General features: G+C 63.2%; 23 protein-coding genes. 16 read left to right on the forward strand and 7 right to left on the reverse strand.

Annotation, left to right across the window (positions count from 1 at the left end):
* Positions 1-59 precede the first annotated feature (59 nt).
* The gene (locus CAG18_RS18870; protein WP_015272200.1) at positions 60-626 is read left to right on the forward strand and encodes a sugar O-acetyltransferase; all 567 of its coding nucleotides are present in this window, start codon (positions 60-62) and stop codon (positions 624-626) included.
* Here the strand turns inward: CAG18_RS18870 and CAG18_RS18875 are convergent.
* Positions 605-1,174: a DUF6436 domain-containing protein gene (locus tag CAG18_RS18875; RefSeq protein WP_015272199.1), complete on the reverse strand. Its 570-nt coding sequence runs from the start codon at positions 1,172-1,174 to the stop codon at positions 605-607. The genes CAG18_RS18870 and CAG18_RS18875 overlap by 22 nt on opposite strands.
* 212 nt (positions 1,175-1,386) lie before the next feature.
* On the opposite strand from CAG18_RS18875, the gene CAG18_RS18880 reads away from it, so the two are divergent.
* Entirely contained in the window at positions 1,387-2,313 is a 927-nt protein-coding gene (locus CAG18_RS18880) for an alpha/beta hydrolase (RefSeq protein ID WP_015272198.1), read from the forward strand.
* Here the strand turns inward: CAG18_RS18880 and CAG18_RS18885 are convergent, their stop codons facing one another.
* Complete coding sequence (locus tag CAG18_RS18885) at positions 2,314-3,066, reverse strand: DUF2059 domain-containing protein (protein ID WP_015272197.1); 753 nt, start codon at positions 3,064-3,066, stop codon at positions 2,314-2,316.
* Between the two features lie 113 nt (positions 3,067-3,179).
* On the opposite strand from CAG18_RS18885, the gene CAG18_RS18890 reads away from it, so the two are divergent.
* Both CAG18_RS18890 and CAG18_RS18895 read left to right on the forward strand, forming a co-directional pair.
* Positions 3,180-3,812, forward strand: coding sequence for a 2OG-Fe(II) oxygenase (locus CAG18_RS18890; RefSeq protein ID WP_085721365.1), 633 nt, complete (start codon positions 3,180-3,182; stop codon positions 3,810-3,812).
* Positions 3,799-4,302, forward strand: a complete 504-nt coding sequence (locus tag CAG18_RS18895) for a DUF523 domain-containing protein (RefSeq protein WP_015272195.1) — start codon at positions 3,799-3,801, stop codon at positions 4,300-4,302. The genes CAG18_RS18890 and CAG18_RS18895 overlap by 14 nt, the downstream gene beginning before the upstream one ends.
* Positions 4,303-4,393: 91 nt before the next feature.
* Here CAG18_RS18895 and CAG18_RS18900 read toward each other — a convergent pair whose 3' ends face one another.
* A complete protein-coding gene (locus CAG18_RS18900; protein WP_043935986.1) occupies positions 4,394-4,882 on the reverse strand; it encodes an ABC transporter substrate-binding protein in 489 nt (162 codons plus the stop codon).
* Positions 4,883-5,106: 224 nt separating this feature from the next.
* On the opposite strand from CAG18_RS18900, the gene CAG18_RS18905 reads away from it, so the two are divergent.
* Positions 5,107-5,583: a DUF4399 domain-containing protein gene (locus CAG18_RS18905; protein ID WP_015272193.1), complete on the forward strand. Its 477-nt coding sequence runs from the start codon at positions 5,107-5,109 to the stop codon at positions 5,581-5,583.
* Positions 5,584-5,688: 105 nt separating this feature from the next.
* Here the strand turns inward: CAG18_RS18905 and serA are convergent, their stop codons facing one another.
* Positions 5,689-6,918, reverse strand: coding sequence for a phosphoglycerate dehydrogenase (gene serA, locus CAG18_RS18910; RefSeq protein WP_003258542.1), 1,230 nt, complete (start codon positions 6,916-6,918; stop codon positions 5,689-5,691).
* Positions 6,919-7,088: 170 nt separating this feature from the next.
* Between serA and CAG18_RS18915 the strand changes: the two genes are divergently transcribed.
* The 4 genes from CAG18_RS18915 to CAG18_RS18930 all read left to right on the forward strand — a co-directional run bounded on the left by CAG18_RS18915 (position 7,089) and on the right by CAG18_RS18930 (position 11,211).
* Positions 7,089-8,486 carry an FAD-binding oxidoreductase gene (locus CAG18_RS18915; RefSeq protein WP_015272192.1) on the forward strand — a complete coding sequence of 466 codons (1,398 nt, stop codon included), beginning with the start codon at positions 7,089-7,091 and terminating at the stop codon, positions 8,484-8,486.
* Positions 8,487-8,511: 25 nt separating this feature from the next.
* Positions 8,512-9,177 (forward strand): fumarylacetoacetate hydrolase family protein, encoded by a 666-nt coding sequence (locus CAG18_RS18920; RefSeq protein WP_015272191.1) that lies wholly within the window; start codon positions 8,512-8,514, stop codon positions 9,175-9,177.
* A gap of 120 nt (positions 9,178-9,297) precedes the next feature.
* Positions 9,298-10,218, forward strand: a complete 921-nt coding sequence (locus CAG18_RS18925) for an SdiA-regulated domain-containing protein (protein ID WP_085721361.1) — start codon at positions 9,298-9,300, stop codon at positions 10,216-10,218.
* A 90-nt stretch (positions 10,219-10,308) separates the two neighbouring features.
* Positions 10,309-11,211: an SdiA-regulated domain-containing protein gene (locus CAG18_RS18930; protein WP_085721362.1), complete on the forward strand. Its 903-nt coding sequence runs from the start codon at positions 10,309-10,311 to the stop codon at positions 11,209-11,211.
* Positions 11,212-11,327: 116 nt separating this feature from the next.
* On the opposite strand, the gene rpiA is transcribed toward CAG18_RS18930, so the two are convergent.
* The gene (rpiA, locus tag CAG18_RS18935) at positions 11,328-12,002 is read right to left on the reverse strand and encodes a ribose-5-phosphate isomerase RpiA (protein ID WP_013974672.1); all 675 of its coding nucleotides are present in this window, start codon (positions 12,000-12,002) and stop codon (positions 11,328-11,330) included.
* Between the two features lie 135 nt (positions 12,003-12,137).
* Here rpiA and ilvA point away from each other — a divergent pair, with 135 nt between their 5' ends.
* On the forward strand, positions 12,138-13,652 hold the full coding sequence (gene ilvA, locus CAG18_RS18940) for a threonine ammonia-lyase, biosynthetic (protein ID WP_015272188.1): 1,515 nt from the start codon (positions 12,138-12,140) through the stop codon (positions 13,650-13,652).
* Positions 13,653-13,800: 148 nt separating this feature from the next.
* Positions 13,801-14,226, forward strand: a complete 426-nt coding sequence (locus tag CAG18_RS18945) for a DUF2269 domain-containing protein (protein ID WP_015272187.1) — start codon at positions 13,801-13,803, stop codon at positions 14,224-14,226.
* Between the two features lie 130 nt (positions 14,227-14,356).
* Here CAG18_RS18945 and CAG18_RS18950 read toward each other — a convergent pair whose 3' ends face one another.
* Complete coding sequence (locus CAG18_RS18950) at positions 14,357-15,013, reverse strand: HAD family phosphatase (protein WP_003258535.1); 657 nt, start codon at positions 15,011-15,013, stop codon at positions 14,357-14,359.
* A gap of 141 nt (positions 15,014-15,154) precedes the next feature.
* Between CAG18_RS18950 and CAG18_RS18955 the strand changes: the two genes are divergently transcribed.
* Together CAG18_RS18955 and ptsP are read left to right on the forward strand one after the other, a co-directional pair.
* Positions 15,155-15,634, forward strand: coding sequence for an RNA pyrophosphohydrolase (locus CAG18_RS18955; protein WP_003249017.1), 480 nt, complete (start codon positions 15,155-15,157; stop codon positions 15,632-15,634).
* Between the two features lie 22 nt (positions 15,635-15,656).
* Positions 15,657-17,936, forward strand: a complete 2,280-nt coding sequence (ptsP, locus tag CAG18_RS18960; protein ID WP_023660917.1) for a phosphoenolpyruvate--protein phosphotransferase — start codon at positions 15,657-15,659, stop codon at positions 17,934-17,936.
* A 134-nt stretch (positions 17,937-18,070) separates the two neighbouring features.
* Here the strand turns inward: ptsP and CAG18_RS18965 are convergent, their stop codons facing one another.
* Positions 18,071-18,817 carry an NRDE family protein gene (locus tag CAG18_RS18965; RefSeq protein WP_085721363.1) on the reverse strand — a complete coding sequence of 249 codons (747 nt, stop codon included), beginning with the start codon at positions 18,815-18,817 and terminating at the stop codon, positions 18,071-18,073.
* Positions 18,818-18,945: 128 nt separating this feature from the next.
* Between CAG18_RS18965 and CAG18_RS18970 the strand changes: the two genes are divergently transcribed.
* The 3 genes from CAG18_RS18970 to CAG18_RS18980 are packed head-to-tail and all read left to right on the forward strand — an operon-like array spanning position 18,946 to position 21,574.
* A complete protein-coding gene (locus CAG18_RS18970) occupies positions 18,946-19,728 on the forward strand; it encodes a sulfite exporter TauE/SafE family protein (RefSeq protein WP_015272184.1) in 783 nt (260 codons plus the stop codon).
* Between the two features lie 16 nt (positions 19,729-19,744).
* Entirely contained in the window at positions 19,745-20,551 is an 807-nt protein-coding gene (gene lgt / locus CAG18_RS18975; protein WP_013974665.1) for a prolipoprotein diacylglyceryl transferase, read from the forward strand.
* A gap of 51 nt (positions 20,552-20,602) precedes the next feature.
* Entirely contained in the window at positions 20,603-21,574 is a 972-nt protein-coding gene (locus CAG18_RS18980) for a thymidylate synthase (protein WP_061550295.1), read from the forward strand.
* Positions 21,575-21,727 lie beyond the last annotated feature (153 nt).

Genomic DNA, 21,727 nt, shown 5'->3' on the forward strand with positions numbered 1-21,727 from the left:
AATGTGGTCCGATGATCGGCGGATTCGCGACCAGAGCATAGCCCCAGGAAGGAGTTTCCATGTCCCTCAGCGAAAAACAGAAAATGCTTACAGGCCAGCTCTATCACGCTGGCTGCCCCGAGCTGCAGGCCGAGCAGATCGCCAACAAGCACTGGATGCACCGCTACAACAGCAGTGTCGAATTGCTCAACGACGCACGTCATGGGCTCCTGGTAGAGCACTTTGGCCAGGTCGGCGAAGGCGCGGTGATCCGCCCGCCGTTCTATTGCGACTATGGCTACAACATCAGCGTCGGCCGCAACACCTTCATGAATTTCAACTGCGTGATCCTCGATGTGCTGCCGGTGCGTATCGGTGATGACTGCCAGATCGGCCCCAACGTGCAGATCTATACCGCCGACCACCCGCTCGACCCCGAGGTGCGCCGCACTGGGCTGGAGAGTGGCCGGCCGGTGACCATCGGCAACAACGTGTGGATCGGCGGCGCGGCGATCATCCTGCCGGGGGTGACCATTGGCGATAACGCCGTGGTGGGTGCCGGTAGTGTGGTGACTCGGGATGTGCCGGCTGGGGCGGTGGTGGTGGGCAACCCTGCGCGGGTGCGTCAGCCGGCCCAGGGGCAGTAGCAGCCCACCGCCAGGGTATTTGAGGCACTCACCTGGCGGCCGTCGAGTAGCGCCTTGAGGATCGGCTCGATGAAGCTGTTGCTGGCATTGCACACCGCGCCTTCGCTGTAGGGGCCGAAGTAGGCCAGGTGGCCTTGCCGGTCCCAGATGGCCACGGCCGGGGAGGCGGGCAGGTGTTCGCTGCCGGGCAGGCTGGCGAGTGGCTTGAGGGCGGTGAGGTTGGCTGGCAGCTGGCCGTGGCTGTCGGGCTTTTGCAGCACGTGGAAGGTCACGCCCTGGCTGGCGAACCGGCTGACCAGGTCGCCCAGGTGCTGCTGGTTGCCGACGTTGCACGGGCAGGCCGGGTCCCAGAAATGCACTACCCGGATCGGGCCGGGGCCTGCCAGTTCGGGGGGCAACTGCAGCTGGCTGCCGTCGAACAGCGTGGCCTGGTTGTCGAACGGGCGCAGGTAGCGGGCCTGGAAGGTGGTGTAGGCCTGCCAGAGGATGGTCACGCCGACCAGAAGGGCGATTGCCGTGCACAGCGGTTTGATGATCCGAGTCTTCATGAAGTTTCCGCGGCCCTCTGTAGGAGCAGCCTTGTGCTGCGAAAGGGCCGGCATGACTGAGGGAGTTGTTGTGGCAGTACCGGCCTCTTCGCAGCACAAGGCTGCTCCTACCGGGGGATACCGCTATCGGCCTGAAATCGAGCAAGCTTGCCACGACGCCAGCCAGAGCTGAATATCCCAGATCAATACTTGCTTCACTGTGGATGTACCCGATGCCCGCTGCCTTTCATCCCGACCTCCTGCGCACCAGCCTGGCGCCGCTGACCGTTCGCCAGCCGTTGTCGGCGCAGGCGCAAGACTACCAGCGCTTCTATGGCCTCAACCTGTCGGCTCACAGTTGGCTGGGCGGCTTCCAGGCCGCGGGGTTCGATCTGGTCGGGCAGGCCTGGCTACCCGAGCAGCCGAGCGCGACTCTGTTTCTGCTGCACGGCTATTACGATCACATGGGGCTGTACCGTCACGTGATCGATTGGGCGCTCAAACAGGGGTTCGCCGTGATCAGTTGCGACCTGCCCGGCCATGGCCTGTCCAGCGGCGAGCGGGCCAGCATCAGTGATTTCGCGGTTTACCAGCAGGTGCTGGAGGCTTTGCTCGAACAGGCGCGCACGCTGCAACTGCCGCGCCCCTGGCACCTGTGCGGGCAAAGCACCGGTGGCGCCATCGCCGTGGACCACCTGTTGTACCAAGGCGCGCGCAGCCCCATCGATGGCCAGGTCATCCTGTTGGCACCGCTGGTGCGGCCCTGTGCCTGGCGCTGGTCGAAGCTGAGCTATCGCGTGTTGCGTCACTTCGTGAATGGCATCGAGCGGCGCTTCAGCGAGAACACCAATGACCCGACCTTCCTGCCGTTCCTCGAAGCCGACCCGCTGCAACCGCGCCGTCTGCCAACCGCCTGGGTGGGCGCCTTGATTGCCTGGGTCAAGCGTATCGAAGCCGCGCCGCGCAGCTCGCGGCGGCCGTTGATCGTGCAAGGAGAAGCGGATGGCACAGTGGACTGGCCGTACAACCTCGAAGTACTCAAGGCCAAGTTTGCCGAGCCGCAGATTCTGATGCTGCCCGAGGCCCGTCACCACCTGGCCAACGAGCTACCTGGCATTCGCAAGCGCTACTTCGACTTCATCGACCAGCGCCTGAACTGATCACTTCAGGTCGTTGGTGCTCTGGCCAACCGCCAGGCCTGCGCGTACAGCGGCCAGGGCTGCCTGGTAGTAAGCCTTGCCGTCCGGCGACTCGGCAAAGGTGGCGAACTCTTCCAGCTCGGCATCGGACAGGTCGCGGTAGACATACAGCAGCGTGTTGTTGAGGTCTTCGCCAATCTGGCTCATCAGACGCTGGCGCTGACCATCGAGCAGGCCCTGGGCCTGACCGCCGCCGAACAGGCCGGGGATCATCGAACTGAGGCTGTCGGCAGCCACGCCGGCGATGGCCAGGCTCACTTCGGCGCCGGCTTCGCGCGCCGGCAGGGCCTGGGCCAGATGCCCGATTATCAGCAGGCGATCATCGCTGGCCTGGATCTTCGGCAAGCCCTTGGCATTCCTGGCCAGTTCGTCCTTGCGTGTGGCCTTGAGCTCCGCAGCCACCACCTTGCGCCCCAGCGGCGACCGGAAGAAAGCCAGCGCCGGTGCCGGGTTGGCCAAGGTTGCGCGCAGCTGCGCCTGGGCGCGACGGTCCACCGCCTGGGCCTGGAAGCGCTGGTTGCTGTTGTTTACCAGCGCCTGGTACACGGCGGGTGGCAAACTGTTGCGGTAGCGTTCCTGGGCAGCGGTCAGTGCATCATTGAAATGGGCGCGCTGGTCGGGCCAGCCGGCGGCCTTGTACAGTTGATCCAGGTTGTCTGCCCAGACAGGCACGGTGCAGATCATCAGCAGAATCAGGGAAAACAGACGGCGCATTCAGGACTCCTGTCGGCAGGTGGCTATTGTCCGTGGCCGGGCGCCGGTTTGTCGAGATATCCGCGTGCTTCTCGGCCAAGTGGCGCTGTGCGCCGGCATGGCTAATGGATATGATGCGCGCCATGCACATCTCCCCTGAACACCCGATGCTTGCGGCCGTCGTCGACGATCTGGCCACCCATGGCTGGTCCGAGCAGGCGCTTTTTCTGCCCGCCGACCTGGTGCGTGCGCTCGCGGCCGAGTGCCGGCGCCGTGATGCCGAAGGCGAACTCAACCCTGCAGGGGTTGGGCGCGGTGCTGCCCAGGAGGTGCGCGAGGCCATTCGCGGCGACCAGATCCAGTGGATCGACCCCGGCCAGGCCGAGGCCTGCGACCAGTACCTGAGCGCCATGGACCAGCTGCGCCAGGCCATCAACCAGGGCCTGTTCCTTGGCCTGGAAGACTTCGAGTGCCATTTTGCCTTGTACCCGCCAGGGGCGTTCTATCGCCGGCACCTTGACCGCTTCCGCGATGATGACCGGCGCATGGTGTCGGCAGTCCTGTACCTGAATGAAGGCTGGCAGCCGCAGGACGGTGGCCAGTTGCGCATGTTCCTGGCGGATGGTGTCGAGCATGATGTCGAGCCGGTGGCGGGCTGCCTGGTAGTGTTCCTGTCGGGCGAGGTGCCCCATGAGGTGCTGCCGGCCGGGCGTGAGCGGCTGTCGTTGACCGGCTGGTTCCGACGCCGTGGCAATGACCCGTTCTGACCTGCCCAAGGTGCTGGTCAGCGCCTGCCTGCTGGGGCAGCCAGTGCGCTATGACGGCCGAGCCAGTGGTCACCCCGACCTGTTGCAGCGCTGGCAGGCCGAAGGTCGCGTGGTGCCGTTGTGCCCGGAAGTGGCGGGTGGCTTGCCGACTCCACGGCCGCCTGCAGAGATACCGGGCGGGCAGGGTGGGGAGGTGCTCGATGGTGACGCGCAGGTGCTTACGGTGACGGGCGAGAATGTCAGCGCCGAGTTCCTGGCCGGGGCGCAGCGGGCGCTGGACCTGGTGCGCCGGCATGGCATTCGCGTGGCCGTGCTGAAGGCTGGAAGCCCTTCGTGTGGCAACCGGTTGACCTATGACGGCACGTTCAGTGGTGTGAAGGTGGCCGGGGAAGGGGTGACCACGGCATTACTGCGGCGGGCGGGGGTGCTGGTGTTCAGCGAGCTGGAGCTGGAACTGGCGGAGCAGGCGTTGGCTGGGCTTTCGGCTTGAGCCTGTCCCGGCCCTTTCGCAGCACAAGGGTAAGCGATCCCTGTAGGAGCAGCCTTGTGCTGCGAAGAGGCCGTGATAGGCAATAAAGCGCTTACTGCCCGGACGCAGTCTCAGGCACACCCTTGAACCACTTCTGCTCAAGCTCGGCAGTCCGCCCGCTGTCCTTGAGCCGCTGCAGTGCATTGTTCACCGCGCTCTCGAACGCCGGGTTGTCCTTCTGGAACGGGATCACCAGCTGCTTCTCGCCAAACGGCAGGCTCATATCGAGCTGGCCGTCACCTTTGGGCGATTCGCTCGACGGGGTCAGTGCGATGTCGTACTTGCCACTCTCGACACCGGGCAGTACCTCTGCCGCAGGGGCTTCGATGAACTCGGCGCGCAGGTCCAGTTCCTTGGCCAGCGCCTGGCCGAAGTCGATCTCGAAGCCGCTCAGGTGGTCATTTTCCTTGAATGCGTACGGCGAGTTGTCGGCCTGTACGGCTATGCGCAGTTCGCCCCGGTCGGCAATTTCGTCTATCAGCTCGGCCTGAGCCAATGGCGTGATCAGTACCGCCAGCATTACTCCTATGGTCGAACGCATTAAAGCCCCTTTTCTCTTTGGCAGATGAATAACCTTCGCCACGGCTTTCTTCCTCGCCGTGGTCGAGCGCAGCCTATGACCTTGAAGCCTCGGCATTGTTTAACCCTGATTGAAATATTTCTGCCTGAGGATGTGAACATCTGGGCAAACATATCAACTAAGGTGAACCACCGCCGCCACTGGAATACTGGCGGCGGTCAATAAGTGAATCACAGGAGAAGTGAATGAACAGCCTATTTTCGCGTGCTGCCGTTGCTGGTCTGATGATGGGAGCGTCGATGTTCGCCAGTGCCGCAGATGCCCTGAAGAGCCAGGAGCCGCCCAAGGATGCCAAGGTCTTCATCGTTTCCCCCGCCGATGGCGCCACGGTCGACAAGACCTTCACCGTCAAGTTCGGCATCGAGGGCATGGCGCTCAAGCCTGCGGGTGACAACACCCCGCACTCCGGCCACCACCACCTGCTGGTGGATGTGGATAAAGAGCCGGTGGCCGACATGGCCCTGCCGGCCAGCCTGATGCCACAGGCCGGCACCGCGTTGCCGGATGGCCCGCAAGTATTGCACTTCGGCAAGGCGCAGACCGAAACCAGCATTACCCTGACCCCAGGCAAGCACACCCTGCAGCTGGTGCTGGGTGACCAGTATCACGTGCCGTTCAAGCCGAGCGTCGTGTCGCAGAAGATTACTGTCGACGTGAAATAGGGGTTGAGCTCTTCGCGGGCAAGCCCGCGAAGCAAGCGACACCAATGTCACAGGCAAAAAAAGGGAGGCCACCAGGGCCTCCCTTTTTTCATGCCGCCAGCGAACTTAGAACAGCACGCGGGAACGGATGGTGCCCTTGACCTGTTGCAGCTTCTCTTGCGCCAGGTCGGAGTACTCGGCGTCAACGTCGATCACCACGTAACCGACTTTCTCGTTGGTCTGCAGGAACTGACCAGAGATGTTGATGCCGTTCTCGGCGAAGACCTTGTTGATTTCGCTGAGCACGCCCGGGATGTTTTCGTGGATGTGCAGCAGGCGGTGCTTGCCTGGGTGCGCCGGCAGGGCCACTTCCGGGAAGTTGACCGAGGATACCGAGGTACCGTTGTCGCTGTACTTGACCAGCTTCTCGGCCACTTCCAGGCCGATGTTGGCCTGGGCTTCGGCAGTGGAACCACCGATGTGCGGGGTCAGGATCACGTTGTCCAGGCCACGCAGCGGGCTTTCGAACTGCTCGTCGTTGGAGCGCGGCTCCACCGGGAACACGTCGATGGCGGCGCCGATCAGGTGCTGGTCCTTGATGGCGGCGGCCAGGTGGTCCAGCTCGACCACCGTGCCGCGTGCGGCGTTGATCAGGATCGCGCCCTTCTTCATCGCGCGGATTTCCTTCTCGCCGATCATCCACTGGGTGGACGGCAGCTCAGGCACGTGCAGCGAAACGATGTCGGCCAGGCCCAGCAGCTCGTGCAGGCTGGTGACCTGCACGGCGTTGCCCAGTGGCAGCTTGGTCAGCGGGTCGTAGAAATACACCTGCATGCCCATGTTCTCGGCCAGGACCGACAGCTGGGTGCCGATCGAGCCGTAACCGACGATACCCAGCTTCTTGCCGCGGATTTCGAAGGAATTGGCCGCGCTCTTGATCCAGCCGCCACGGTGGCAGGAAGCGTTCTTCTCGGGGATGCCGCGCAGCAGCAGGATGGCTTCGGCCAGTACCAGTTCGGCTACCGAACGGGTGTTGGAGTATGGCGCGTTGAACACGGCGATACCGCGCTCGCGGGCAGCTTCCAGGTCGACCTGGTTGGTGCCGATGCAGAAGCAGCCAACGGCGACCAGTTTCTTGGCGCAGTCGAAGATCTCTTCGGTCAGCTGGGTGCGCGAACGGATGCCGATGAAGTGGGCATCTGCGATCTTTTCCTTCAGCTCGGCTTCCGGCAGCGAACCAGTGAGGTATTCGATGTTGGTGTAGCCGGCGGCCTTGAGGGTATCGACCGCGTTCTGGTGCACACCTTCAAGAAGAAGGAACCGGATCTTGCTCTTGTCGAGAGAAGTCTTGCTCATCTGCGTAAACCTGTATCCCGGAGAAAAAATGGCGAGGGTGATGCCAGGCGCAAAGGCGGCCTTAGCATGAACAGCGGGAGGGCTATGCTAGCATACGCGACACAATCTGAGCTTATCCCGACAGGTGAAGAGTGCTCAGGGTGACTATGAATAAGTCGAGAGTTCCAGCGATGACCCACCCCGCTGTAATTGATGAACTGATGACCCTTGTCGACCCTGGCAAGGTCCTGACCGACGCAGCTTCCCTGGAAGCCTATGGTAAGGACTGGACCAAGCATTACCCACCGGCACCCAGCGCCATCGTCTTTCCCAAGACGGTGGAGCAGGTGCAGGCGATCGTGCGCTGGGCCAATACGCACAAGGTGGCGCTGGTGCCGTCTGGCGGGCGTACCGGGCTTTCCGCAGGCGCCGTGGCGGCCAATGGCGAAGTGGTGGTCGCCTTCGACTACATGAACCAGATTCTCGGCTTCAATGCCTTCGACCGCACCGTGGTCTGCCAGCCAGGGGTGATTACCCGCCAGCTGCAGGCCTACGCCGAAGAACAGGGCCTGTATTACCCCGTGGACTTCGCCTCCAGCGGTTCCAGCCAGATTGGCGGCAATATCGGCACCAATGCCGGCGGAATCAAGGTGATTCGCTACGGCATGACCCGCAACTGGGTGGCCGGGTTGAAAGTGGTGACCGGCAAGGGTGAGCTGCTGGAGCTGAACAAGGACCTGATCAAGAACGCCACCGGCTACGACCTGCGGCAGCTGTTCATCGGTGCCGAAGGTACCCTGGGCTTTGTGGTCGAGGCCACCATGCGTCTGGACCGTGCGCCGCGCAACCTCACCGCGATGGTGCTGGGGACCCCGGATTTCGACTCGATCATGCCGGTGCTGCATGCCTTCCAGGGCAAGCTGGACCTGACCGCCTTCGAGTTCTTTTCCGACAAGGGCCTGGCCAAGATCCTGGCGCGTGGCGATGTGCCGGCACCGTTCGAGACCGACTGCCCGTTCTATGCGCTGCTGGAATTCGAGGCCAGCACGGAGGAGGTGGCCAACGAGGCCCTGGCCACCTTCGAGCACTGCGTCGAGCAAGGCTGGGTGCTGGACGGGGTGATGAGCCAGAGCGAGACCCAGCTGAAAAACCTGTGGAAACTGCGCGAGTACCTGTCGGAAACCATCTCGCACTGGACCCCGTACAAGAACGACATTTCTGTCACGGTGTCGAAAGTGCCAGCGTTCCTGCGCGATATAGATGCCATCGTCGCCGAACATTACCCGGATTACGAAGTGGTGTGGTACGGCCACATCGGCGACGGCAACCTGCACCTGAACATCCTCAAGCCCGAGCACATGAGCAAGGACGACTTCTTCGCCTCGTGCACCAAGGTCAACAAGTGGGTGTTCGAGATCGTCGAGCGCTACAACGGCTCGATCTCCGCCGAGCATGGTGTGGGCATGACCAAGCGTGACTACCTGGGCTATAGCCGCTCGCCCGAAGAAATTGCCTGCATGAAGGCAATAAAGGCCGTGTTCGACCCTAACGGCATCATGAATCCGGGTAAGATCTTCGCACCTGAATAGAAAGCAGTGTCCAGAGGAGTCGGCCATGAGTTACCAGCATCAGTACGTAGACGGCACACGCATTCACTTCCCGCTGGGCAAGGTGGTGTGCATCGGCCGTAACTATGCCGAGCATGCCAAGGAGCTGGACAATCCGATCCCCACCGAACCGCTGCTGTTCATCAAGCCGGGCAGCTGCGTGGTACCAGCCGAGGGCGGCTTCAAGATCCCGACGGAACGTGGCTCGGTGCACTATGAGGCGGAAATTGCCGTGCTGCTGGGCAAGCCGCTGTCGACTCACCCGAGTGAGGAAGAGGTGCTGGACGCCATTTCCGGCTATGCACCGGCGCTAGACCTTACCCTGCGTGACGTGCAGGCCAAGCTGAAAGAGAAGGGCCTGCCCTGGGAGTTGGCCAAGTGCTTCGATGGCGCCTGCGTACTGCCGCCGTTCGTGTCGGCCGCCAGCTTCGAGGATGTGACCGACATCCCGGTGCGCCTGACCGTCAACGGCGAAGTTCGCCAGGATGGTAACAGCGCGATGATGCTCAACCCGATCGTGCCGATGATCCAGCACATGGCCGCGCATTTCTCGCTGCAGGCGGGGGATGTGATCCTCACCGGTACCCCGGCGGGTGTGGGGCCGTTCAATGTCGGTGACGAATTGGTGCTGGAGTTGCCGGGTGTGAGCCGCTTCGAAAGCCGGGTGCTCTGACTCGAGACCGCGTCGCCTTCTTCGCGGGTAAACCCGCGAAGAGGCCGGTCCTGTTTACCGATTTTTCACACCTGATCCGGATAATGCGCGAATCTTCGCCCATTTCCCCAGGACCCCTGCATGCCATCTCCCTCCAGCGCCCCGGCAACCCCCAAGCGTCGTTTCTTTCTGCGCTGGCCCTTCGGCCTGGCTGTGGCGGCGGTAGTCGGCTATGGCGTGGCCGTAGCCATGCACTGGGATGACCGCGGTGCGCTGTGGGTCAAAGAAAGTTTCGAAAGCGCCGCCGAGCGCAGCGAGAGCGTATGGCTACCAGACTACAAGGTCGACATCGATGCCAAACCGTTGCCGGGCATGGACGACGATGAAGCTTCAGATGTGGCCTTCAACCCGCGTACCCGCACCCTGTTCGCAGTCATGGGCAAGAACCCGATCCTGGTCGAACTGAGCCTGGATGGCGATGTACTGCGCAAGATCCCCCTCAACGGCTGGAACAACCCGGAAGGCGTCGCCGTACTGGAAGACGGCTACCTGGCAATCACCGATGAGCGCCTGCACGACCTGACCGTGGTCAAGGTGGATGCGCAGACCACCTCGTTGAACCATGATGATTTCCAGAGCCACGACCTGGGCCCGTCGGTGAAGAGCAACAAGGGCTTCGAGGCGGTGGCCTGGGACCCGCTGCGCCAGCGCCTGGTCATCGGCGAGGAGCGCCCGCCCAGGCTGTATACCTGGAATACCGACGGCCGCAGCCCGCTCACGGGTGAAAAACAGCTTTTGCCCAGTGATGAACTGGACCTGCGCAACCTATCGGCGCTTGGCGTGGATCCGCGTACCGGCCACTTGCTGGTGCTGTCGTCCGACTCCAACATGCTTCTGGAACTGGACGAGCAGGGCCAGCAAGTCAGTTTCATGACCCTGCTCGGCGGTTTCAACGGCCTGCAGGACACCATCCCGCGTGCCGAAGGGGTGGCCATGGACGACAAGGGCAACCTGTACATGGTCAGCGAGCCTGCACTGTTCTATCGCTTCAGCAAAAACTGACCCAAACGTCCGACTTTTCGGATGCTGGCATTAAGCTTTACTTCAGTTGTTCGTGATTAGATTCGTCACCCCTGTGTCGAGTCTTCCCTCATGCGCCGTTTTGTTCGTCCGTTCCCTGTTCTGGTCGTTATCGGCCTGATCCTGCTCGGCTTGGCCGGGCAGGAGTTTCGCCTGTTCGAGCGTGGCTGGTTCAACCTCAAGGCCTGGTGGCAGCCAGCCGAGCAAAGCATCGGCCTGGACCGTTACCGGGTGGTGGTGGAGGCGCAGCCGATCGAGGGGCTGGATGACGACATCTCGGCGCTGACCTACGACCCCGACCGCAAGACTCTGTTTACCGTTACCAATGCACGCTCGGAGCTGATCGAGCTGTCGCTGGACGGGCGCATCCTGCGCCGAGTGCCGCTGACCGGCTTCGGCGACCCGGAAGCCGTGGAGTACGTCGGGCCCAACAGCTATGTGATCACCGACGAGCGTCAGCAGCGGCTGATTCGCGTGCGCCTGGAGGACGACACGATGTTCCTCGATGCCGGCGATGCCGAGCAGCTGACCCTGGGCATTGGCCTGAATGGCAACAAGGGCTTCGAGGGGCTGGCCTATGATTCGGCGGGCAAGCGCCTGTTCGTGGCCAAGGAGCGTGACCCAATGCTGATCTACGAGGTGCATGGCTTCCCGCACGACAATCCTGAGCAGCCCTATGCGGTGCATGTGGTGCAGGACCGCAAGCGCGATTCGCAGCTGTTCGTGCGGGACCTGTCGAGCTTGCAGTTCGATGAGCGCAGCGGGCACCTGCTGGCGCTGTCGGACGAGTCGCGGCTGGTGCTGGAGCTGGATGTGGAGGGCCGGCCGCTGAGTACCTTGTCGTTGCGCAAGGGGTTCCAGGGGTTGCAGGCGACGGTGCCACAGGCGGAGGGGATTGCGATGGATGAGGCGGGGACCATCTATCTGGTCAGTGAGCCGAACCTGTTCTATGTGTTCAAACAGCCAGCGGAGTGAGCAGGTGGGGCTGCTTTGCAGCCCATTCGCAGCACAAGGCTGCTCCTACAGGAAACCGCGTACCCCTGTAGGAGCAGCCTTGTGCTGCGAATCGAGGGCGAAGCTCTAGCAGAAAGTTACTCGGCCTTGAGGCTCTTCACGCCCTCAGAGGTACCCAGCAGCAGCAAATCTGCCGGCCGCGCCGCGAACAGGCCGTTGGTCACCACGCCAACAATGGCATTGATCTGCGCTTCCAGCTCCACCGGGTTGGTGATCTGCAGGTTGTGCACATCGAGGATCACGTTGCCGTTGTCGGTAACCACGCCCTCACGGTACACCGGGTCACCGCCCAATTTGACCAGCTGGCGCGCCACGTGGCTGCGGGCCATCGGGATCACTTCGACCGGCAGCGGGAACGCGCCCAGCACCGGTACCAGCTTGCTGGCATCGGCGATGCAGATGAAGGTCTTGGCCACGGCGGCGACGATCTTCTCGCGGGTCAGGGCTGCGCCGCCGCCTTTGATCAGGTTCAGGTGCGCGTCGCTCTCGTCGGCGCCGTCCACGTAGAACTCCAGTTCGCTGACGCTGTTCAGCTCGTAGACCGGGATGCCATGGCCCTTCAGACGCTGGGCAGTGGCTTCGGAGCTGGCGACCGCGCCGTCGAAGGCGGTCTTGTGCTGAGCCAGGGCGTCGATGAAGAAGTTGGCGGTCGAACCGGTGCCGACGCCGACGACGCTCTTTTCATCCAGCTTGGGCAGAATGAAGTCGACAGCGGCCTGGGCGACGGCCTGTTTGAGTTGGTCCTGGGTCATGCGGGCTCCGAGAGGGGGCAGGGCGGTTTTGAAAAGAGCCTAGTATAACGGCTCGGGCGGCATTGCTGTGGTCGCCCGACGTAGCGCTGGGGTAGACTCCCAGCCCTTGTCCCGCGGCCCAGTGATGCATTCCCGATGCTCGAACAGTACGTCAAGAAGATCCTCACCTCGCGCGTCTACGACGTTGCGGTCGAAACCCCGCTGCAGAGCGCCGGGCAGCTGAGCAAGCGCCTGGGCAACCAGATTCTGCTCAAGCGCGAAGACCTGCAGCCGGTGTTCTCGTTCAAGATCCGCGGGGCCTACAACAAGCTGGCCCAACTGACCCCGGAAGAACTGGCCCGTGGCGTGGTCACCGCCTCGGCCGGCAACCACGCCCAGGGCCTGGCCCTGGCCGCGCGCGAGATGGGCATCAAGGCCACTATCGTGATGCCCAAGACCACCCCGGAGATCAAGGTCGAGGGCGTGCGTTCGCGGGGCGGCAAGGTGGTGCTGCATGGCGACTCGTTCCCCGAGGCGCTGGCCTATTCGCTGAAACTGGTCGATGAAAAGGGCTTCGTCTACGTGCACCCCTACGACGACCCGCACACCATCGCCGGGCAGGGCACCGTGGCCATGGAGATCCTGCGCCAGCACCCAGGCCAGCTGGACGCGATCTTCGTGCCGGTGGGTGGCGGTGGCCTGATCGCCGGCATTGCTGCCTACGTGAAATACCTGCGTCCGGAAATCAAAGTGATTGGTGTCGAGCCGGACGACTCCAACTGCCTGCAGGCGGCCATGGCGGCCGGCGAGCGCGTGGTGCTGCCGCAGGTCGGGCTGTTCGCCGACGGCGTGGCGGTGGCGCAGATCGGCCAGCACACCTTCGACATCTGCCGCCATCATGTGGATGAAGTGGTCACCGTCAGTACCGACGAAATCTGCGCGGCTATCAAGGATATCTACGACGATACCCGCTCGATCACCGAACCTGCCGGTGCCTTGGGCGTGGCGGGCATCAAGAAGTACGTCGAGTTGTACGGCGTGACCGGGCAGACCCTGGTGGCCATCGACTCCGGTGCCAACGTCAACTTCGACCGCCTGCGCCATGTGGCCGAGCGTGCCGAGCTGGGTGAAAAGCGCGAAGCGATCATCGCCGTGACCATCCCTGAGCGCCCGGGCAGCTTCAAGGCCTTCTGCGAGGCTATCGGCAAGCGCCAGATCACCGAATTCAACTACCGCAAGCACACCTCCGACGAGGCGCATATCTTCGTCGGCGTGCAGACCCACCCGGAAAACGACCCGCGTGCGGCGCTGGTACAGCAACTGACCGAGCAGGGCTTCCCGGTTACCGACCTGACCGACAACGAGCTGGCCAAGCTGCATATTCGCCATATGGTTGGTGGTCATTCGGCCGGTGCCAGTGACGAGATGGTGCTGCGCTTCGAGTTCCCCGAGCGGCCGGGGGCGCTGTTCAACTTCCTCAACAAGCTGGGCGGGCGCTGGAACATTTCGATGTTCCATTACCGCAACCATGGCGCCGCTGACGGGCGCGTGGTGGCGGGGTTGCAGGTGCCGGAGGACGAGCGCCACATGGTGCCGGCGGCGCTGGCGAAGATCGGCTACCCGTACTGGGACGAAACCGACAACCCGGCTTACAAGCTGTTCCTGGGCTGAGCGGCTAAGCTGGGGCTGACGGCCCTTTCGCGGGCTTGCCCGCTCCCACAGGTACTGCGCAGGCTTCAGGACCTGTGATATCCCTGTGGGAGCAGGCAAGTCGGCGAAGAAGCCTGCACAAAATGGCCTGCTTAAGGACAACCGAGACATGGAACACCTGACCACCCTCAAGACCCTGCACATCATCGCCACCGCGCTCCTGCTGCTGGGTGCTCTGGGCCTGGCGCTCTGGACCGTGCGCGCTCGCCGCCAGGGCGATGCCGAGGCCTACGCCAAGCTGCTGCGTCGGCCGCTGGTGTTCGTCTGGCTGGTGATGGGCCTGTGCCTGGTGAGCATGCCGTTCACCGGCTGGTGGTTGGTGCACCTGGTGGGCTGGCCGCTGGGGCAGACCTGGGTGCTGGCGTCCAGCGTCATCTATACGCTGGGCGCGTTTGCCGTGTGGTGGCTGCTGGTGCGGTTGAACCGGCTGCGCAAGGCCGAGGTGGTGGGGCTGCGCTTTACCTTGGCACTGGCGGTGTTCAGTGGGGTTTGCTTCCTGTCCATCGCCGGGCTGATGGGGGCCAAGCCGGTCTGACAGCCTAGTGCTGTATGTACCGGCCTCTTCGCGGGCGCGCCCGCTCCCACAGGTACGGCGCAGCCCTCCAGGCCTGTGGTGATCCCTGTGGGAGCGGGCATGCCCGCGAAGTGGCCGCTACAGGAAAACCTCAATCCCGCAGCGAAACCACAGGCCACCCACGCATCTCGGCCTCCGCCCGCAGCTTCGGGTCGGGGTCCACCGCCACCGCATGCGCCACCCGCTGCAACAGCGGCAAATCGTTCATCGAGTCGCTATAGAAATAGCTGTCCTCAAGGTCGAAGCCGTTTTCCAGCATCCAGCGCTCCAGCCGCGTCACCTTGCCTTCACGGAAACACGGTATATCGGTACTACGTCCGGTATAGCGGCCATCACGCGTTTCGCATTCGGTCGCCAGCAACACGCGAACCCCCAGGCGCCGGGCAATCGGTGCGGTGACGAAGCGGTTGGTGGCGGTGATGATCACCAGCTGGTCGCCGGCCTCGCGGTGCTGCTGCAGCAAGGTCAGCGCCTTGGGCAGGATGATCGGCTCGATGCAGGCGCGCATGAAGTCGCGGTGCCATTCGTCGAGCTGGGCTACCGGTGTTGCCGCAAGGATTTCCATGGAAAAGGCCAGGTAGGCCTGCAGGTCCAGGGTCCCATTCAGGTATTCCTGATAGAAGCCATCGTTGCGTTGCTTGTAGGTAACCGGGTCGAGGATGCCGCGCTGGCAAAGGTAGTCACCCCAGGCATGGTCGCTGTCGCCACCGAGGAGGGTATTGTCCAGGTCGAATAAAGCCAGGCGCATCGCGGTCACTCGCATAAGCCACAGGGTAGGCCCGCAGAATACGGAGTTTTCACGCTGCTGCACATAAGCTTGGCGGGCGCGTTGCTGCGCTCGCAAGCTTTGTGGAACAATGCGGTGACATGCGTTTGCGAGGTTGCTGCCGTGATCGACCCGGATGGTTTTCGCCCCAATGTCGGGATCATTCTCACGAATGATGCCGGGCAGGTGCTATGGGCTCGACGGATCAACCAGGATGCCTGGCAGTTTCCCCAGGGTGGCATCAACCCTGACGAGACGCCGGAAGATGCCCTGTACCGCGAGCTGAACGAAGAAGTTGGCCTTGAACGCGATGATGTGGAAATTCTTGCCTGCACCCGTGGCTGGTTGCGTTATCGTTTACCCCAGCGACTGGTGCGTACGCATAGCCAGCCGCTGTGCATCGGCCAGAAGCAGAAATGGTTCCTGCTGCGTCTGGTCAGCAACGAACAACGGGTGCGGATGGACCTGACCGGCAAGCCGGAATTCGACGGCTGGCGCTGGGTCAGCTATTGGTACCCGCTGGGCCAGGTTGTGACATTCAAGCGCGAGGTCTACCGACGCGCCCTGAAAGAGCTAGCACCGCGTCTGCTGACGCGCGACTGACGACGGAGTTCGACCCCGAGCCATGCTCAATACGCTGCGCAAGATCGTCCAGGAAGTAAACTCCGCCAAAGATCTCAAGTCGGCGTTGGGGATCATTGTCTTGCGTGTCAAGGAGGCCATGGGCAGCCAGGTCTGCTCGGTCTACCTGCTCGACCCGGAAACCAACCGCTTCGTGCTGATGGCCACCGAAGGCCTGAACAAGCGCTCCATCGGCAAGGTCAGCATGGCCCCCAACGAAGGCCTGGTCGGCCTGGTCGGTACCCGGGAAGAGCCGCTGAACCTGGAAAACGCTGCCGACCACCCGCGTTACCGCTACTTTGCCGAAACCGGCGAGGAAAAATTCGCCTCCTTCCTCGGTGCGCCGATTATCCACCACCGCCGCGTGGTCGGGGTATTGGTCATCCAGCAAAAGGAGCGCCGCCAGTTCGACGAGGGCGAAGAAGCCTTCCTGGTCACCATGAGCGCCCAGCTCGCAGGGGTTATCGCCCACGCCGAGGCTACTGGCTCGATCCGTGGCCTCGGCCGCCAGGGCAAGGGCATCCAGGAAGCGCGCTTCGTCGGCGTACCGGGCTCGCCTGGCGCCGCCGTGGGGCGCGCAGTGGTGATGCTACCGCCAGCCGATCTGGAAGTGGTGCCGGACAAGACCGTCGATGACATCGACGCCGAACTGAAGCTGTTCCAGAACGCCCTCGAAGGTGTGCGCGACGATATGCGCAAGCTGTCGGCCAAGCTGGCCACCCAGCTGCGCCCGGAGGAGCGTGCACTGTTCGATGTGTACCTGATGATGCTCGAAGACGCGGCTCTGGGCGGTGAGGTGACCGAAGTCATCAAGACCGGCCAGTGGGCCCAGGGCGCACTGCGCCAGGTGGTGGGCGAGCACGTCAACCGCTTCGAGCTGATGGACGATGACTACCTGCGCGAGCGCGCCTCCGACGTCAAGGACCTGGGCCGGCGCCTGCTGGCCTACCTGCAGGAAGCCCGCGCGCAGTCGCTGGTGTATGCCGACAACACCATACTGGTCAGTGAAGAGCTGACCCCGGCGATGCTCGGCGAAGTGCCTGAAGGCAAGCTGGTCGGCCTGGTCTCGGTACTGGGCTCGGGCAACTCCCACGTCGCCATCCTGGCTCGCGCCATGGGCATCCCCACGGTGATGGGCCTGGTCGATTTGCCTTATTCCAAGGTCGACGGCATCGAGATGATCGTCGACGGCTACAAGGGTGAGGTATTCACCAACCCCAGCGAAGTGCTGCGCAAGCAGTACAGCGACGTGGTCGAGGAGGAGCGCCAGCTGGCCCAGGGCCTGGATGCCCTGCGCGAACTGCCGTGCGTTACCCCGGACGGCCACCGCATGCCGCTGTGGGTCAACACCGGCCTGCTCGCCGACGTGGCCCGTGCCCAGCAGCGTGGCGCCGAAGGGGTGGGGCTGTACCGCACCGAAGTGCCGTTCATGATCAACCAGCGCTTCCCCAGCGAGAAAGAGCAGCTGGCCATCTACCGCGAGCAGCTGGCGGCCTTCCACCCGCTGCCGGTGACCATGCGTACCCTCGACATCGGTGGCGACAAGTCGCTGTCGTACTTCCCGATCAAGGAAGAAAACCCGTTCCTCGGCTGGCGCGGCATCCGCGTCACCCTCGACCACCCGGAAATCTTCCTGGTTCAGACCCGCGCCATGCTCAAGGCCAGCGAGGGGCTGAACAACCTGCGTATCCTGCTGCCGATGATTTCCGGCATCCATGAGCTGGAAGAGGCGCTGCACCTGATCCACCGCGCCTGGGGCGAGGTGCGTGACGAAGGCACCGATGTGCCGATGCCACCAGTTGGCGTGATGGTGGAAATTCCTGCGGCGGTTTACCAGACCAAGGAGCTGGCGCGGCAGGTGGACTTCCTGTCGGTCGGTTCCAACGACCTGACCCAGTACCTGCTGGCGGTGGACCGCAACAACCCGCGGGTCGCCGACCTGTACGACTACCTGCACCCGGCGGTGTTGCAGGCGCTGAACACGGTGGTGCGCGACGCCCATGGCGAAGGCAAGCCGGTGAGTATCTGCGGTGAGATGGCCGGTGACCCGGCAGCGGCGATCCTGTTGATGGCCATGGGCTTCGACAGTCTGTCGATGAACGCCACCAACCTGCCGAAGGTGAAGTGGATGCTGCGCCAGATCAACCTGGGCAAGGCCAAGGAATTGCTGACCGAGGCCCTGAGCCATGACAACCCGCAGGTTATCCACAGCTCGCTGCAACTGGCCCTGAAAAACCTTGGGTTGGCGCGGATGATCGGGCCTGGGGCTAATAAAACCCTCTGAATGTGAGGTGGCCTGGTCCGGCCTCTTCGCGGGTAAACCCGCTCCCACAGGTACAGCGCAGCCGTCAGATGCGGCGCAATCCCTGTGGGAGCGGGTTTACCCGCGAAGGGGCCGGAGCAAGCAACATCAAATTATCAGGCCAGTAACTCAACTTCCCCCAAGTGCCCGCCAAATGGCCCAAAACTGCGCTCAATAAGCCGCCTTTTCCCCTGATCATCCACTATCAGCACCGTGCTCGCCCGCGTCCCGTAGTTCTGGCTGGCAATGAACACGCTCGACAGCAACTTCTCGGTCGCCAACCCCACGCCCGTCTCCGGCAACTCGCCCTCCGGCGCCGGTTCGGCATCGGCCAGCAACGCTAGCAAGCGCTGTGGCTCTGGCGTTTCCAGTAACCCTTCCAGCCCACTGCGCGCCTTCACCAGCTTCGGCCAAGGCGTATCTAGCCCGGCATTGGAAAGCCCGTAAACCCCGGCCTCCAGCAAGCGCGGCGCCGCGTCTTGGGCATGCAGGTAGCCCAACTGCCGTCCATCGCCCACCAGCAGGTTGAACCCTGAATATTGCCTGCTGCGGCTGGCCACCTGGTCCAGATAGGCCTCGACCCCCAACTCCCCCTGCAGATACGCCGACACCAGCTCGCCCCGCGAGCGTGGCCCCAGTGCCTGCGCCGGGTCGCGAATATTGGTCAGCGCCGCGAACCGCCCCTGCGGGCCGACGCCCAGCCAGGTGCCGCCGGCTTCCAGGTCGCGCCCGGCATATACCCCGGGTGCATCCTCCCAGGCCGCCAGGGCCTGGGTGGGGCGGGCATAGAACTCATCGCGGTTGGCCGCCACGATCAGCGGCAGGGTGTGCCCCGGCCGCCAGGCGAATACGATCAGGCACATCGGTAGGGCCTCCGTTTTTTCGCCACTGTACCCACAGCGGCAGGGAGGATCCATCCTGACACACTGTTCACTAGAGCCCCGAGCCCGGCTTCCGTTACCATGCCGGATTGTTTTCTCGGGGAAGACGAATGGAATTCGTGCTCTATCTGCTGTTGGGCGCCTGCGCCGGTGTGCTGGCCGGGCTGTTCGGCGTGGGCGGCGGTATCATCATCGTGCCGGTGCTGGTGTTCAGCTTCACCTTGCAGGGTTTCGATGCCTCGGTGCTGACCCACCTGGCTGTCGGTACGTCGCTGGCAACCATCGTTTTCACCTCGATCAACGCCGTGCTCGAGCACCATCGCAAGGGTGCGGTGCAATGGCCGATCTTCGCCTGGATGACCCTCGGCATCCTCCTTGGGGCCGGTGTCGGCGCCAAGACCGCCTCGCTGATACAGGGGCCGTTGCTGCAAAAGATCATCGGTGTGTTCGCCCTGGTCATCGCCGCGCAGATGGCCCTGGACCTCAAACCCAAGGCCAGTCGTGGCATCCCCGGCAAGCCCGCGCTGATCGGTGCAGGTGGGGTGATCGGCTGGGCTTCGGCCATTTTCGGCATCGGCGGCGGTTCGCTGACCGTGCCGTTCCTGACCTGGCGCAGCCTGCCCATGCAGCAGGCAGTGGCCACGTCTTCGGCCTGTGGCCTGCCCATTGCCTTGGCCAGTGCCCTGAGTTTCATGCTGCTGGGTTGGCACGAGCAGCACCTGCCGGCCCACAGCCTGGGTTACGTGTACCTGCCGGCGCTGCTCGGCATTGCCGTGACCAGCATGTTTTTCGCCCGCTTCGGCGCGCGCCTGGCGCACAAGCTGTCGCCACGTTTGTTGAAACGCCTGTTCGCAGCCCTGCTGTTCTGTGTCGGCCTCAGCTTTTTGATTTGAATCGAGAGGAAGTTCCATGCTGCCTTACCCGCAGATAGACCCCGTGGCCGTGGCCATCGGGCCGCTGAAAATCCATTGGTACGGCCTGATGTACCTGGTCGGCATCGGCGGTGCCTGGCTGCTCGCCTCGCGCCGGCTGAACCGCTTCGACCCCACCTGGACGCGCGAAAAGCTCTCCGACCTGGTGTTCTGGCTGTCGATGGGTGTGATCGTCGGTGGTCGCCTGGGCTACGTGCTTTTCTACGACCTGCACGCCTACCTGGCCAATCCGACGCTGATCTTCGAAGTGTGGAAGGGTGGCATGTCGTTCCACGGCGGTTTCATCGGCGTGATGCTGGCGGCCTTGTGGTTCGGCAAGCGCAACAACAAGTCGTTCTTCGAGCTGATGGACTTTGTCGCCCCGCTGGTGCCGATCGGCCTGGGGGCCGGGCGCATCGGCAACTTCATCAACGCCGAGCTGTGGGGCAAGGCCACCGACGTGCCATGGGCGATGGTCTTCCCGCCGTTCAGCGACCCGGCGCAGCTGCCGCGTCACCCATCGCAGCTTTACCAGTTCGCACTCGAAGGTGTGGCGCTGTTCCTGATCCTCTGGGCGTTCTCGCGCAAGCCGCGGCCGACCATGGCGGTATCCGGCATGTTCGCGCTGTTCTACGGTATCTTCCGCTTCATCGTCGAATTCGTCCGCGTACCGGATGCCCAGCTTGGCTACCTGGCCTGGGGCTGGCTGACCATGGGTCAGATTCTGTGCGTGCCGATGATCCTGGCTGGCCTTGGCCTGATCTGGTGGGCTTATAATCGCAAGCCTACGGCGAAACCCGCCTGATTAATCCCACGGCAGGGGCGATCCCCCTGCCGTTTTTGCTACAGGTAAGCCATGAAACAGTATCTGGACCTGGTCCGCGACGTCATCGACAACGGCACGCTGCAGGGCAACCGCACCGGCATCCGCACCATCAGCCTGCCGGGCGCCATGCTGCGTTTCGACTTGCAGAAGGGCTTCCCGGCCATTACCACGCGCAAACTGGCGTTCAAGTCGGCGATCGGCGAAATGGTCGGTTTCCTGCGTGGCGTGAAGAACGCCGGTGAATTCCGCGAACTGGGCTGCAAGGTGTGGGACCAGAACGCCAACGAGAACGCCCAGTGGCTGGCCAACCCGTTCCGTCAGGGCCATGACGACCTGGGTGAGATCTACGGCGTGCAATGGCGCCAGTGGCCGGGCTACAAGCGCATCCCGCTGAGCAACCCGGCGGCCATCGAAATGGCCGAGAAGGCGGGCTTCCGCCGCATCGCTCAGGACGAGGAGGACGGCGTCGCGTTCGTCATCCTGTACAAGGCCATCGACCAGGTGCGGCAGTGCCTGGACACCATCGCCAATGACCCGGGCAGCCGCCGTATCCTGTTCCACGGCTGGAACTGCGCGCAGCTGGACGAAATGGCCTTGCCGCCGTGCCACCTGCTGTACCAGTTCCACCCGAACGTTGAGACCAGAGAAATCTCCCTGACCCTCTACATCCGCTCGAACGACCTGGGCCTGGGTACGCCGTTCAACCTCACCGAAGGCGCGGCGCTGCTGTCGCTGTTCGGCCGCCTGACCGGCTACACCCCGCGCTGGTTCACCTACTTCATCGGCGATGCCCATGTGTATGAGAACCACCTGGACATGCTCAACGAGCAGCTCAAGCGTGAGCCGCTGGAGGCGCCGAAGCTGGTGATCAGCGACCGCGTGCCAGCGTTTGCCGACACAGGGAAGTACGAGCCGGAGTGGCTGGAGAAGATCGAGCCTAGCGATTTCTGGCTGGAAGGGTATGAGCACCATGCGCCGATGACGGCGCCGATGGCGGTGTGACAGATCTCTATTGCCTGTACCGGCCTCTTCGCGGGTAAACCCGCTCCCACAGGGTGGACTGCCCCCAAGAAGTTGGACAAAAAATCCAACCCTTGGGGGACCTATGGGCAAATACACAGAGCAATTCAAGCTCACAGCCATCTCAGCCTATTT

The sequence above is a fragment of the Pseudomonas sp. B22(2017) genome, assembly GCF_002113105.1.
Lineage (GTDB): Bacteria > Pseudomonadota > Gammaproteobacteria > Pseudomonadales > Pseudomonadaceae > Aquipseudomonas > Aquipseudomonas asiatica.